At 42.8% G+C, this 14,431-nt stretch carries 14 protein-coding genes; 3 read left to right on the top strand and 11 right to left on the bottom strand.

Going from position 1 to position 14,431, the window contains the following annotated elements:
- The first annotated feature begins 239 nt into the window (after nucleotides 1-239).
- Genes DP923_RS14895 through DP923_RS14905 form a run of 3 tightly spaced genes read left to right on the top strand, consistent with a single transcriptional unit; the run spans nucleotide 240 to nucleotide 7,566 of the window.
- Nucleotides 240-5,384 carry an NHL domain-containing protein gene (locus tag DP923_RS14895; protein WP_112306644.1) on the top strand — a complete coding sequence of 1,715 codons (5,145 nt, stop codon included), beginning with the start codon at nucleotides 240-242 and terminating at the stop codon, nucleotides 5,382-5,384.
- Nucleotides 5,385-5,389: 5 nt separating this feature from the next.
- Nucleotides 5,390-6,385 (top strand): PorP/SprF family type IX secretion system membrane protein, encoded by a 996-nt coding sequence (locus tag DP923_RS14900; RefSeq protein WP_112306645.1) that lies wholly within the window; start codon nucleotides 5,390-5,392, stop codon nucleotides 6,383-6,385.
- 11 nt (nucleotides 6,386-6,396) lie between these two features.
- The gene (locus DP923_RS14905; RefSeq protein ID WP_125047751.1) at nucleotides 6,397-7,566 is read left to right on the top strand and encodes an OmpA family protein; all 1,170 of its coding nucleotides are present in this window, start codon (nucleotides 6,397-6,399) and stop codon (nucleotides 7,564-7,566) included.
- 263 nt (nucleotides 7,567-7,829) lie between these two features.
- Here the strand turns inward: DP923_RS14905 and DP923_RS14910 are convergent, their stop codons facing one another.
- The 11 genes from DP923_RS14910 to DP923_RS14960 form a co-directional block, all read right to left on the bottom strand.
- The gene (locus DP923_RS14910) at nucleotides 7,830-8,486 is read right to left on the bottom strand and encodes a hypothetical protein (RefSeq protein ID WP_112306647.1); all 657 of its coding nucleotides are present in this window, start codon (nucleotides 8,484-8,486) and stop codon (nucleotides 7,830-7,832) included.
- A 30-nt stretch (nucleotides 8,487-8,516) separates the two neighbouring features.
- Nucleotides 8,517-8,744: a hypothetical protein gene (locus DP923_RS14915; RefSeq protein WP_112306648.1), complete on the bottom strand. Its 228-nt coding sequence runs from the start codon at nucleotides 8,742-8,744 to the stop codon at nucleotides 8,517-8,519.
- 38 nt (nucleotides 8,745-8,782) lie between these two features.
- A complete protein-coding gene (locus DP923_RS14920) occupies nucleotides 8,783-9,040 on the bottom strand; it encodes a hypothetical protein (RefSeq protein ID WP_112306649.1) in 258 nt (85 codons plus the stop codon).
- A gap of 4 nt (nucleotides 9,041-9,044) precedes the next feature.
- Nucleotides 9,045-9,551 carry a terminase small subunit gene (locus DP923_RS14925; protein ID WP_112306650.1) on the bottom strand — a complete coding sequence of 169 codons (507 nt, stop codon included), beginning with the start codon at nucleotides 9,549-9,551 and terminating at the stop codon, nucleotides 9,045-9,047.
- Nucleotides 9,552-9,576: 25 nt separating this feature from the next.
- Nucleotides 9,577-10,536, bottom strand: a complete 960-nt coding sequence (locus DP923_RS14930) for a helix-turn-helix domain-containing protein (RefSeq protein WP_112306651.1) — start codon at nucleotides 10,534-10,536, stop codon at nucleotides 9,577-9,579.
- A complete protein-coding gene (locus tag DP923_RS14935) occupies nucleotides 10,529-10,960 on the bottom strand; it encodes a VRR-NUC domain-containing protein (RefSeq protein WP_112306652.1) in 432 nt (143 codons plus the stop codon). The genes DP923_RS14930 and DP923_RS14935 overlap by 8 nt, the downstream gene beginning before the upstream one ends.
- Entirely contained in the window at nucleotides 10,957-11,139 is a 183-nt protein-coding gene (locus tag DP923_RS16595) for a hypothetical protein (RefSeq protein ID WP_125047752.1), read from the bottom strand. Before DP923_RS16595 ends, DP923_RS14935 begins: the two co-directional genes overlap by 4 nt.
- Before the next feature lie 100 nt (nucleotides 11,140-11,239).
- Complete coding sequence (locus tag DP923_RS14945) at nucleotides 11,240-11,578, bottom strand: helix-turn-helix domain-containing protein (RefSeq protein ID WP_112306654.1); 339 nt, start codon at nucleotides 11,576-11,578, stop codon at nucleotides 11,240-11,242.
- Between the two features lie 114 nt (nucleotides 11,579-11,692).
- On the bottom strand, nucleotides 11,693-12,625 hold the full coding sequence (locus tag DP923_RS14950) for a hypothetical protein (protein ID WP_112306655.1): 933 nt from the start codon (nucleotides 12,623-12,625) through the stop codon (nucleotides 11,693-11,695).
- Nucleotides 12,626-12,693: 68 nt separating this feature from the next.
- On the bottom strand, nucleotides 12,694-13,830 hold the full coding sequence (locus DP923_RS14955; protein WP_112306656.1) for a site-specific integrase: 1,137 nt from the start codon (nucleotides 13,828-13,830) through the stop codon (nucleotides 12,694-12,696).
- A gap of 7 nt (nucleotides 13,831-13,837) precedes the next feature.
- Nucleotides 13,838-14,401 carry a helix-turn-helix domain-containing protein gene (locus DP923_RS14960; protein WP_112306657.1) on the bottom strand — a complete coding sequence of 188 codons (564 nt, stop codon included), beginning with the start codon at nucleotides 14,399-14,401 and terminating at the stop codon, nucleotides 13,838-13,840.
- Nucleotides 14,402-14,431 lie beyond the last annotated feature (30 nt).

The following is a 14,431-nucleotide window of genomic DNA, read 5'->3' on the forward strand; positions in this document are numbered from 1 at the left end:
TAAATAGTTATAATTTAAAGTGCCTCTTTAAAAATTTATAATAAATAACTTTTATCATTTATTATTCCAATCAAGCTTAAATGTCTGGTAATTAGCTAGGTGTTGTGGTTGTAAGTTTAAGTGGGAGAAAATTAATTTAGAATAAATAGATAGCAGAATGTTGTTCATGTTGAAAAAATGCTATAGATTTGTGATGACTAATTATTGTATTATTGTAACAAATCTACACCCAAGCTTTTATGGCATTATTACCTAATCCTTCTCTCGAGAAGCGGGAGAATATACGGTATGGTTTTTTCAAATCGTACCTGAAGCAGTTAGTCTTTTATGTTGCATTTTTATGTACACATATAGCTGCTGCTCAAAATATATCATCAGTCGGAGGGGGGGGCGCAGGGGCCGACGGAAGCCCTGCGACAGGTGCGGCTATCTCACCTCCTTATGGTGTAGCAGTAGATGCAAGTGGTAATATTTATTTTGCCGAATATCAAGCTCATAAAATACGCAAGATCAGTACAGATGGGATTATCAGTACAATAGCGGGAACAGGTGTTAACGGGTCTACCGGCGATGGAGGACAGGCAGTAAATGCACAAATTTCCGGACCGATTGGTATAACCCTGGATAATAGCGGAAATATTTACTTTGCAGAATATCAAAGTAACAAAATCAGAAAAATCAGCACAAGCGGTATTATCACAACGGTAGCTGGGAATGGTACTGCAGGTTTCAGTGGCGATGGCGGCCCGGCAACAAGTGCAAGTTTATACTATCCGTGGTCTGTTGCTGTAGATGCAGCTGGTAACCTGCTTATTACATATTACCAAAATAATCGTATTCGAAAAGTTGCTACAAATGGTATTATCAGCACCTTTGCTGGGAATGGTACAGCAGTTTCCGGTGGCGATGGCGGTCCGGCAACAAGTGCAAGTTTCAGAAATCCTACAGGAATATCGATCGGTAAAAGTGGTGCTATTTATATTTCTGAATTTGGTGGCCACCGCATCCGTAAAATCAGTACAAATGGTGTGATCAGTACAGTCGCCGGTACCGGTACAGCTGGTTTTAGTGGCGATGGCGGTCCGGCAACAAGTGCTGCTATAGCCTCTCCTTACAACCTGGCAGTAGATGGTGAAGAGAACATTTACATTGCAGATTTTAGTAATCACCGCATTCGTAAAGTTACTATGGCCGGTACTATTTCTACAATAGCAGGTTCAGGTACGGCTGGTTATGAGGGAGATGGCGGGCCTGCAGTCAATGCAAAACTAAATTCTCCGCTTGATGTAGCAGTGGACCGTAACGGCCATGTTTTTATTGCAGACTACGCTAACAGGCGTATCCGAAAGGTGATGAATCTTCCGGCTAATGAGCTGACATTTAACGGCACAAACCAATATGTAGTTGTTCCGAATAATAGTGCACTTGAGTTTGCAACCGGAACAGTAGAAATGTGGGTAAAACCCAACTGGACAGCAGGTTCTCATGGTGGAGCCAACCCAAGTATGATTTCTATGAGATCAAATTCAGGAACAAGATACAGCCTGCATATAGGGAATGACCTGAATAGCATTGGTCTTTGGAATAATTCCAATTCCTTTTATACGCCTTATACTTTTGTTAAAGGCCAATGGTACCATATTGCTGTTGTCATGAAGTCCGTAACAACTGATTATTATGTAAATGGTATTCTGATTGGTAGTACAAATAATACGCTCAGAGCCAACGGAACAGGATACGATCTTAAAGTCGGAGCTTCTGAACTTGGTACAGCACTTGGAGCTAACGAGTTGTTTGAAGGTGCCATAGATGAGGTGCGTATCTGGAACACACTACGGTCAGCGGCTGAAATTAAGGAAAACATGAATGCCCCTGTTGCTGCATCAAGCACAGGCCTGGTAGCCTATTTCCCGATTGATGCCGGCGTAACAGGCCCAGCCAATGCCGTACCTAGATTGTTTAAAGATTATACTTCGAATGCACTAAACGGGAAGCTGTATAATTATTATTCTTCCAATGCCAGTCTCTCAAACTTAACGGTTGCTTCAGGTACATTTGCGCCTGCGTTCACTTCGGCTACGCTTTCATATGCAGTACAACTGGCGCAACCAGCTACTTCTGTCATCATCACACCCACTGCACAAGATCCGAAAGCAACTATAAAAGTAAACGGAACAGCTGTAGTGAGTGGTAATGCTATAGAAGTTCAGCTCAGCAGGGGAATGAATTCGGTCGAGGTTTTGGTAACTGCAGAAGACGGTACCATAAATACGTATTCGTTAGCCATCGGCGAAAACGATACCAAAGCTCCTGTGCCAAGCATAGCAAATCTGCCGGTTATTACTGCTGAATGTGAAGCCACTGTAAAAGCACCAACAGCAAATGATGAAACAGATGGTCTAATTACAGCAACGACTTCTGATCCAGTAGTATATACAACTCAGGGCGACTACACCATCACTTGGAAATATACCGACAAGAGCGGAAACGCATCTACTCAGACACAAAATGTTAGTATCAAGGATGTAACAGCTCCGGTTATTGGTAAAAAAGTTTCGAAAGTTGCTATTATAGGAGGCTGGGGAACTGAGAAAATGAAGTCTTTCTTAGCTGCACAAGGCTATGTTGCTATCACTTTAACGGCAGTTCCGAATGCAGCGGATCTTGCTACCTACGATGCTGTAATACTTATGAGAACTCCAGGGAATGATAACCTAATTGAATGGGTAAAAAAAGGAGGCTTGCTGATAACCGAGTATGATGCATCTATGTGGACACTTAATACAGCCAAGCTCCTCAATGCTAGGCATGTGTCAGCGGGTTATGTAGAGAATAGCGTTGTAACCTTTGCTTCAACGGCAAAAGGTGCAAAGTTAGGAAAAGACCTACCAAACCCATACTATGAGGCTGACCGCACAGATTTCTTCATCTCGTTTAGTGACATAGGAGAAGGTGTTGAAGTTTTAGCTACCCGTGCCGGACAAGCTGCCATATTGGGCGGAACTTCAGGATCCGGATACGCCATGATCATCGGGTACGACTGGGGAGACGGTTTCCCTGAGACATATTCGTTAACAGGACAGTTGCTTTTAAATGCGCTTACATTTGGCAATAGTACACCGACTAATTTGGCTGTGAGTGCATCTACAGCCTCTTGTGGTGCCATTGTGGAGTATGCTACACCAGTTGCGAACGATAATTGCTCTCAGGCAACGGTTACGCAAACAGTTGGTTTGCCGTCAGGCTCGGTATTCCCGTTAGGCGTAACAACAAATACATTTGTAGCGAAAGATGCTGCTGGCAACGAAACAACTGTGAGCTTTACAGTAACAGTTACAGATAATGTGAAGCCAACAGTACTAGTTAATAATTTCACGATTCAGTTAGATGCAGAAGGTAAAGCTAGTATTACACCAGCAATGGTAAATAACGGATCTATAGATAACTGCACAATACCAGAAGACGGTTATGCTATAGATAAGACTAGCTTCGACTGCTTGAACGTTGGTACAAACGAAGTTATACTTACCGTAACAGATGCAAGTGGAAACTCAGCCACTAAGACTGCAATTGTAACAGTAGAAGACAAAACAGCCCCGATAGCAATTGCTAAGAACATTACCGTTCAGTTAGATGCAAACGGAGCCGCCGTTATTACCCCTGAAATGATAAACAACGGATCTTCTGATGTGTGTGGTAACTTAACCTTATCGCTATCTAAAGCTACTTTTAACTGCAGCAACGTAGGAACCAATACAATAACGCTTACTGTGAAAGATGCTAGCAACAATGAGGCTACTACAACAGCAATAGTTACTGTAGAAGATAAGATAGCGCCCGTAGCTGTTGCTAAAAACATCACAGTTCAGTTAGATGCAGCAGGCAAGGCCAGCATCACACCAGCAATGGTGAACAACGGGTCGACTGATAATTGTAGTATTGATGTAAATAGCTTCTCTATTGACAAATCAAGCTTCGACTGCTCAGACCTTGGTAAAAATGAGGTTATATTAACTGTAAAGGATATCAACGGCAACGAAGCAACAGCAACTGCCATTGTTACAGTAGAGGATAACGTAGCACCGGTAGTTACTGCACAAAACCTGACAATAGAGTTAGATGCAAACGGCCAGGCTACTATCACAGCTAATCAGTTAAACAATGGCTCTACAGATGCGTGTGGTATTAAATCAGTTAAAGCCAGCAAAACAGCATTTAACTGCACGAACACAGGCGAAAACCAGGTTATACTTACGGTAATAGATAATAGCGGCAACAAAGCTACTGCTACGGTAACGGTTACGGTTCTGGATAAAATTGCTCCGAGCATTACAGCTCCTGCAGCAGTTGTAGTAAACGTGGATGCCGGTAAGAATACTGCTTCTGAGGTAGTATTAGGCACACCGGTAACAGTGGATAACTGCTCGGTAGCAAAAGTTGAAAACGATGCACCTGCTATTTTCCCGACGGGTACGACAACCGTGACCTGGACGGTAACAGATGCATCCGGCAATACAGAAACAGCTACACAGCTTGTAACGGTAAGAGCTAACATTGTTTCAGTAGCACAGCTGTCGATGATCAAAGTACCGATCAGAACACCTTATACTTCCGTTCCGCTTCCTGCTTCTGTTGAAGTAACTTATACCAGTAATGAAAAGCAACTAGTAAGCATCAACTGGAACAAAGGTAATTACAATGGTATGGTAGCCGGACCTTATACGTTAACCGGCGAACTTATACTTGCAAACGGCACAACAAACCTGGATAATAAGGTAGCAACGGTAGTAGTGGAAGTACAGCCAAACAAAGCGCCGACAGCGCTTGCCTTCAGTGCAACTACTTTCAAGCCGGAAGCAACAGCTAATGAGGTGATCGGAACGCTTACAACCACCGATCCGGACGATACCGAGTTTGTTTATACGTTCGTGAACGGTGATGGCGATGCAGATAACAGCCTGTTCGAAATCAGAGGCAACGAAGTATACCTGAAATCAAATAACGGCTTATCCGGCAAAGTACAGTTCTCGATCCGCGTGCGCAGCACTGATCCATACTTCAACACCATCGAAAAAACCTTTACACTAACCAAAGGCAAGTATGGCAAAACAGAAGATCAACTGAAGATCGTGAACGCCTTCTCTCCGAACGGCGATGGCATCAACGACAACTGGACAATCCCGGAACTGCGCTTCTATAACAATGTATACATCCAGATTTTCGACCGTTCAGGTGTGCGTGTTTTTGAAACAACTGATCCTGAAACCGGCTGGAACGGCCGAAGCTCAAACGGGCAGCTTCTGAAAGGTCCATACCTTTATACAGTAGAGGTGAAGGATATCAATTGGGTGAAAAGAGGTGTTGTGACAATCCTTAGTAAATAATCAAAATGAAAAAGATAGTATTATCAATAGCTCTTGTAGTTTCTGTTCTGGGTGTGCAAGCCCAGAACAGAAAACATGTAGCCAACTTCTCGCTGTTTCAGCAATATTTTAACCCTTCCCTGACAGGCTACGAAGGGTCAATGGTAAAATCGTTTTACCGCAACCAATGGACTGGCTTTGAGGATGCGCCAAAAACCATTTTTGCCTCCGCAGAACTGGACCTGGCAGATATGGCTTCCTGGAAAAAGGACGGTGTGCTTAAAACAAACCAAAACGATAGCTACAACAGACAGACAGGTGGCAAACACGCTTTCGGACTTACCCTCCTGAACGACCGTTTCGGCCCATTTAAGGAAACACAGGTACAGCTAAGTTACGGCGCACGGGTGCAGTTATCAGAAAAGTTAAGCCTGCGTTGGGGAACAGCACTTGCGTACAGCTCGCAGCAACTGGATGGTAACAAACTGACAGTTGACCAGGAAAATGACCCTGAATTTGTTGATGTGATCGGAAACAATGGCAAAGTAAACCGCCTGGATCTGAACATGGGCCTGACGCTTACGGGAGAGAATTTTTATGTTGGTTATGCGATGCAGGAAATAACAAAAGGTAAATTACTGTCTTCCGGCGACGAATACCTGCAGAACAATGTACCGCAGCACCATGTAGTGCAAGCCGGGTTTCGTGCACCGGTTTCTGATCAGTTTGGGGTAGTAGTAAACAGCTTGTATCGCTACGACAGCAAACTCGAAGAAACGCTGGAGGGCCAATTGAAAGGTGTTTACCAGAACATGTTCTGGGTAGGTGCCGGCTACCGGAAAGATTTGGCTTACAGTGTAAACGCGGGCGTGCGCCTAAGTCAGTTAAAGATTGGCTATGTGTACGAAATGCCGGCAGGTGATGCCAGCTCTATCAACAGAAATACAAATGAGATCATGCTTACTTACAACCTGATACCTGTAAAGTATCCGAAGTATGGCAAGAAAGTAACCATGTGGTAATCGGAAGAAAGATGAAAAAAATAGTTTACACCATTGCCTTTATACTTGCAAGCGGCGCTGTGGCCAACGCCCAGTCTGTACTGAAAGAAGCTACTCATGAGCTGGCAGATATTACAGTGCTGCAGGATGATCTGCTGATTTACACCATGAAAGAAGCAGGTGGCCAGTACATTTACACTGAGAAACGCGGGGAAAGCGGAACGGTTAAAAAAGAGACTATTCTGAATACAGGTTCTATCAATACCCTGATCGGGAATAATCCTGCCAACAACGAGGTATATGTCTATCAGAAAAACGGCCGAAACGAGGAAGTAATCACTTTTTATACATTACAGAACGGTATTTTCGAAAAAACAGGCGACAGAGCGTTACCTAAGTTAAAGAATCATTCTTACAACCTGGGCCTGTTCCTTTCTGCAGATAAAAACACGTTACTGGTAGCAGCCGAACTGGGTAAAAGCCGCGGCCACGATGATTTATACCTGAGTACCTGGCAAAATAACAGCTGGTCCAAGCCTAAAAATCTGGGCAAAAGTATAAACACCCGTCAACCGGAATTTGCTCCTTTCCTGGCCAGTGATACCTTATACTTCTCAAGAAAAGAGGCAGATGCTGTGTATGCGTACAGTATTCCTTTTTCAGGCGGAAATGTAGCAGGAGAGGCAGTGAAGTTAGACGAAAGTATAAACAAGCTGAATACCTATAATGCTTATTATAAAAAGCAGGAAGATAGACAGTTGTGGATAACCGCTTCTACAGACAAAGCAACGCATACAGCTTTTGTGTTAGAAAAAACTGTTGCAGCACCTGAGCAGGTAGAAGAAGCTCCGGTTGTAGAAGTTGCTAAACCAGCTCCTGCAGTAAAAATAAAAGTGGCCAAACCATCTCTTGTCATGTTTCATAACCTGAACATTACAAAGCCAGCCTCACAGGATATGGCCAAGCTCACAGCTTTTCTAGCTAAGCAACCAGAAGGCACCGCTTTAGTTGTAAAAGGCTATTCGGATGGCTATGGCTCTGCTGAGGCAAAAGATTTTGTAAGCCGTAACAGGGCAGTACAGGTGCAAAATTACATCCAGCAAAACTACCCAACCAAGAACTTCACCATCACACTTGAAAGTGAAGTTCTGGAGCAGAAAGGCAAAGCCAATCGTAAAACGGAAGTTTACCTGATGCAATAAGTATAAAAATAAGTTTATGAAAAAAGCCACTCTGTTTGAGTGGCTTTTTTGTTTTAGAGATGTACTTGATCGGTTACTTTCCGATGCAGAAAGTAAGTAGGGCGTATAACTTGTTAGTAATTAATAACTTATCATTAAAATTAAATTATAAGGTACAAATAAGGAACAAAACTATTTAAGCAGCTACTTTTATAAACATAGTAGGCATAAAAAAAACCGCTCCAATGGGGCGGCTCTTTCCAAGAAACATGAATAATAATATTTTATCCCACTCTGCGTGAGGTCACTTTACTCTTAAGCAAGTGAATGTTGATATTTGTTGTGTAGCCGCCTGCCTGATAGTCCGTAACCTGCCTTAGCACGTCGCCTACAAAGTTTGTGCTGTACTTGCTTGATAAATAGTCCAGTATATCCGCTGCCTCCTTCATGTACAGATAAGCTTCTTTTTCCGCTTCTGTAACCGCGTATGTTGTATACATCGCCTCTACCTGGTTCAACTTCTCGGCGTTTGCCACTACCACGCCCTCCACGATCATAACGCTATCTAACGCCTTTAGGCCGTATGGTGTCCTTGCTTCACGTTGCTGAAACTCCTGCACTTCGCTTAAAGCCTTTTCGAGCGTTCGCAAGTCTGGTAATTCTATCAGTTCCTGTACCTTCTCTGTGGAAAAGGTTAGTGTTCCAATTCTTACGGGCTCCGTGCCTGCTACCTTCTCCCGTATCAGCTGCTGAGGCCTTTGCTTTAGTAGCCGGTTTAGTTCTGCCTGTGTCAGATCTCCGAGTTCTAAAGCCTTATAGGCCACTACTACTTCCTGCACAAGTTGTAAGGCTTGCCCGGCACGTTGGCGGTACGAATTGATTTTGTCTGTCTCCTGTGCCATTTGAATTGGCTCTGATGGAATTTCTACTTTGATCATCATAGAATAAAGGTTTAAGGGTTTATTATGGATTTATTTAAAAGCAATTTTTACCACGTCATCTAAGGAATCCGTACCTAATTTATCCTTTACCTCCTCCTCTGTCAGTCTGCCTTTATCCGGCCAAAGGGAGTAACTGTTATCGCTCCACTTGATGAGCGTAGGAAACGGCTTTGCCTGCTTTCTTAATTCGGCCGCTGCCTGGTGGTGGCTGATACCGCCGCTCAGCATCTGTTTTAAAATTGTTCTGCTGTCTTTCATCTGCTGTTATCTGGTAAAATGAGTTAATACATTCGCCTTTATGATGGCAAGCCGTTACCTCCTAAAAGCGCATCATCTTCATCAATCTCTACATAAAGGCTGCCTGCAAACAGCTCCTTCATTTCTTCGTATGTAAGGCCCGTTTCGCTGCCAATGTTATACAGGCCGTTTGCCGCTCTGATGGCTAAAGCTATGCTGTTAGTTCCTTCCTCCGTTTGGAGCCTTGCAGCGGCCTCCTGTGGGCTTATTCGGCCGCTTATCAGTTGCTTTAGTACATTCCGTTTCTTGTCTGTCATGTGCCTATCTTTTAAGTTTTTGTAATAGTTCGTCTACTAACTGATCCAGTCTTTCCGGTGGCAATTTGTCAATCAGATCTGAGGCCGTTACATACCCGCCTAAATGCTTCATCAGCATATCAATAGCCGTAAGTTTGGGGTGCAATCGCACTTTCACTTTGCCGCCGTGGTTAGTTATTTCCTGTATGGCCGCCCGTTGTGCTGGGCTCAGGCTTTTGAGGTCTTTGAGTTCGCCTGTTTCAGGGTTTATCAGGTCGGGCATATCAGCAAATGCGACTTTAGCGAGTTCCTGTACAAGCTGTTTAACCTGTATTCCAGTTTTATCTTCTACCTGTTTTTGTAGCCGTTGTACTTCTTGCTGAATACTAACATTTGCTAACAGCCGCGCGCCTTGTTCGTTGGCTGTTTTCTCCGAGTAGCCCGACCTGATAGCGGCCGCCGTGGCGTTACAGTCCTTCATGTACTCCAGGCAGAACCGCTGTTGTTTAGGGGTTAAATTTTCTTTCTCCATATTATTTATCAGGTTTGCGGGTGTGTTACTTCGTGTATGAATAATCAGCTGTATACTTATTCAGGTATGTATGAAAGGTGTCAAAGTCTTTGGTTTGGGGCTTTTTAGAAAGAAAGTAGGATATCAACTTGCTAACCTCAAGATTACCCGCTAAAAAGTCGTCAGCATAGGCGATAAAGCTATTCTCTATTTCTTCGAACCCGTATTGCTGGCTCAACTCATACAGGGCATCTTCATTGCGTTGTAGGAAGCTGAGCTTTGTAATACTCTTTACCCGTTCGCCTTTCTTTTTGTCAGCGTTGTGCATTGTAACCCTTTGGGCATAGGTGCTGTTAAGCAAGTTCTTTAAGCGGCCAATTTCTAAAGCCTTAGCTTTAGCCTGTTGCTCAGCCTCCCTTTGTGCTTTTCGTACTGCTGCCTCTAATGCTTTTTGTTTCTTTGGATCTTCTGGATTATTACCATTAGAAAAAGAAAGAGAATGGTCTGTAGTTGAGTTATCAACTACCATATTCTTTTCATTTTCTGAAGTTTCTTTTTTAGGTTCCTTAATATGTTCCTTATAAGTTCCTTTATGTTTGCTGTTTTCGGGCAAAAGTTTACCGAAATAGGATAATAGTTTACCGTTTTCAGGTAATAGTTTTCCGTTTTCGGTAAACTGGTATATTTCAGGAATTAGGGCTATTACCTTTTCTTTGTTGATACTGAAGTAGGAGCATTTTGGCATTCCTTTTTTCTCAACTTGGATAATTCCTAAGCCCTCAAACTTTTTGATAATGGTAGATAAGTGAGCTTTCCTTATTCTTGTTTCTTCTGCAATCCTTCTTATAGAATAATAGAACTCATTCAGTCTTTTAAAGGAATTGGCCTTTACCATAAACCACTCAAACAGTACGATCTCGGGCAAGTCGAAAAAGTCGGTATAGTTTTGTAGTCTGAGAATGTTAAAAGCGAGCGGGTTAAATTCCTTTGGTTTTTGCTCATTCATTTAACCCCTCCCTTCTCTGGTTTATCCAGTTGTAAAAGTCTTGGAAGTCTTTAGCAACATAATATCTGCCGCCTGCCGCTCTTACCTGCTCCTGTGTTTCTGTCTGGTACTCTGAAAGTGTATCACGTCCTATCTTTACTTCTATGGAGTAATGAATACCATTCAGGCAGGCGTGTACATCTGCTGTGCCTCGCTTAGTGGTGCTTTTAGTCCACTTGCCTAACTTCTCATTATATTGGCCTTGTGTGTTGATGCGTACCGCGTAGCCTCCATTTAATCTGAAGTAGTCTATAATGCATTTTGTGAGGCCGTTAGCGTCTTTATCAGAATAGTTAGGTGCAACTATGCCGTATGCTGGAACATTCGGGAAACGCTCTCTTTTGCGCTCTAAGGATAGGTTCCGGATTATATCTAATGCCTTCATCCTTCGAGCCCTCCCTCTCTGAACTGTGCTATGTTGGTGGTAAAGAATCCGGCTCTGAAACCTGTGATAGGGCAAAAGCCTTTTCTGATCAGGGTTATGGCTCCGGCCTTGCGTAGGGTGGCAACGTAGCGGCAAATGTTGGCACGCTCTATACCCGTTTTTCGGGCAATCATTAGCATAGTGGCGGGGGTGCTGCCAAAAGCTGTTTTAACTATTGTTAGCTGCTTTTGCCAGTTTTTCGTATCTTTAGATTGACTTTTAAGATGGGGGGCGGCGGTGTTATGCATTGTTGCCCCCTTTCCGTTTCTTGCCAATATATCTGGCTGCTTCGGCCTGTATCTCATTATTAGACTTCTTGCGGCCGCCCTTTAAGTATGCAATAAGATCAGATTTGAAAAAGTACAAGCGGCCGCCCCGTTTTGAGGCTGCAAACTCTTTCCGTTGCACCATACTGTAAACGGTGGGTACAGCTAAATGTAAAAACTTAGCGGCTTCCTGAACTGTTAAAAATTCATCTGTAGCAGGCGGGCTGCTGGGTGGGGTGTTACTTAATGCTGTGCGAACAGCGTTTAGCATCAAGTTGCTTAATTCCTCTCCAGTTAATTGTAAAATTACCATTGCTTACAAGTTTTATTAATTTGAACTTGTGCAATGTTACGTGCTTATAACTGTCTGTTTTGTAGTTAAGTAAGTAGTGTAAAAACAAAAGTAAAGAAGTAAAAACAAAAGTAATTACCACTCCCTTTTTGATTTGTTTTGGCTGAAATTTCCCTTTAAATCCTCGTATTTCCAGTTGCTGAAATTGTCTGATAGCAGGCGTATGTATTTATCCTTACATTGAGTTGTTGATTCATACTGCACTGAAGCAATAGAGTAGAATTGATAAAATCTTTTAATGACAAAGTATTTTTCTCCATTCCCCATATTGATTTTTTGTTGCTCAATACCTGTTTGGTTAAGGAAAGCGCGTTTCAAGAACAAATTAAACTGCTCCTGGCTTAAAAACGGTTGGTTATTATGTTTGGATAGTGTTGTTGCTAATGGTTTAAAGTGTTCAATTACCTCTTGCATTGGCATACCCTTACAGAATTGGTTTTCCTGGCTTGCCAACTCTTTAAGCGGATCCGGTGCTATATTGTCTTTGTCTGCTTCAACTTTAGCCTTTTCCTCCTCCAGAAACTTGATAAAATGCCTGCCAACGTGTTCTGTCCTGATACTGTCGAAACCTGGTGTCTCTAACTCTTTTTTGATAATATCTTCAGTTCTTTTTATCAGACTTTCAATATAATTTTTCTCTTCAAAAAAGTCCGTATTTTGTTGATTAAGCAAGCCCTTCGCATTGTCTTTGGAGCCCGTTATAGCAAAGTCATAGTTAAGTATCAAAGTATCTAAATCTCTTCTGCGGCAGGCTTCTAAAAACTTTTCTTTGTAGTTTCGACTGAAGCTATCAGCCATACCTCCAAATGTTGTTAAATAGTCCCCTTGCTCAAACTTTCGCTTTAATTCCTCCTTTCGCCTATCAGCTTCTGCCTTATCGTATTTATGCGATGATTTCCAGCTCCTGCCCCCGTCATAGGATCTATAGGTAAGGCCGTCTTTTTCCTTCGTTAGGTAATTGGCTCCATATTTGGCCTTTCTTGTTTCTTCTCTATCCGGATTGCTCATAAGTTTAAAATTAAGGCTGTTTAAATACCTGCGTTTATTAGCTGAATGCTAATAGTTGCGTTATGTCCTTATAATGATAGTTTAATCTTACCTGCGGCCTCCCGTTTAGCTTTGTCTATTACCTTCGCGTAAACCTGCGTAGTCTTTAGCTCTCTATGGCCTAGCATCTTTGAGACGGTGTAAATGTCGGTTCCTAAGGATAATTGCAGCGTGGCGTAGGTATGCCGGAAACAGTGGAAAGTAATAGGCTTGGTTATACCGGCTGCCTTTATCCAGTCCTTTAAAAAGCTGTTGTTATAAGCTGAGTATTGCAGATCAGGAAACGCTTTAGCTTCTGGTTTCCCCCGTTCGCCTAACAGCAGTATAGCCTGTTCCGGTACGGGCAACACTTCAACGCCTTTTGTTTTCTGTTGCCTGAACTGGATATAATATCCCTCTGCCTGGCTTTGTTGTAGTTCGCTCCAGGTAAGTTTCTGAATGTCTGAAAACCTAAGCCCTGTTAAAGCTGAAAAGATAGCAGCCTGCTTTATAATTGGTAAGGAACAGGGTGTACTGTACAGGGTTTGCAGTTCTTCGAGCGTCAGGTACTCGCGCTGCGTTTCCTGTGGTTTGATGGCTTGTATGTTCTTGTTAAGATCTGTTTGTAACAGTCCGTCTTTGTATGCCTGCTTTAGTGTAGCCTTAAATTTATTGAAATAGGAAACGGCTGTATTGCGGCTTATAGGGGTGGCGTTTTTCTTTTCTTTGTCTTTGCCCCGTTGGTTAGGTGCTGTTAGCAGGAACGCCTTATAATCGTTGCAGATAGGTGCTGTAAGCTGGCTTAGCTTTATACCTTCATCAAAAAACTGATTCAGAAAGTATAAAGAGCTTTTCCAGTTGGCGCTGTTCGAGCCTTCGCGTTTAGCTGCCAACTCAGTATAATAAGCGTTTAGAGTTGTATCGCGTTGCGAGGTTGGCAGGAATCCGTATTGCTTGTTCTGTACTTCGAGTTGCCTTGTTGCCCGAATGTTAGCAGCTAATACCTGCGTATCTTTGTTATGCTGTTTGTCCAGCGGTGTTTTAGGCTTATCATAAACGAACAGGCTCAAAAACTCCCTACGGGTTAGCTTGCCTGTTTCAGGGTTTGGAATAGGGGGGTAATAGTCCAGATACAGCGTCTGCCGCCCTTTGGATATTGGCTTTTGCCTCAGCGTTACTTTTGTCATCAGTCCTTTATGCTTGTGGGTTCAATATGCAATCAATAGCGGCTTTAGGTACATAGGCAAAAATACCTTGTTTATACTTTGGTATGTTGTTGCGTTTTATTACATCATACAAGGCTTTATCTGATATGCTGTACAGGCGCTGAACTTCAGATAAGGTATAGCAATTGTCAGGGCAAAAGGTAATTTCTATAGGCTCTTTACTGGCTTGTGGCAGGTGTTGCAATTCAAAGAGCTTATCAATATCAGACCGTTTTATTAGTGTGCTTCTGCCAATCTTAGCGGCTGTTAATTCTCTTTTCTTTATAGCACGCCATAACGTCCAACGGCTTAGTCCTAATAATTGGCAGGCGTTCGCAATGCTTAAATATTCTTTAGCTCTCAAATCCTCAATAGGCTTATTCTTTATCGCTTTTGTCTGCTTATCGCTAGTTTCAATTTTTGCTACTTTCTGCCTTGCCTTATAAGCACGTTTAGCACACTTATCACCGCAATACTGTGTAACGGTGGTTTTAGCAGTAAACTCGCTGCCGCAATGCTGGCAAATACGCTGTAGCTTAATATTAGAACTCATGTTGCTTAGTGTTTCAGTATGTTGCAGTAT

This window comes from Pontibacter arcticus (assembly GCF_003284895.1).
In the GTDB taxonomy this organism is placed as follows: Bacteria; Bacteroidota; Bacteroidia; order Cytophagales; family Hymenobacteraceae; genus Pontibacter; species Pontibacter arcticus.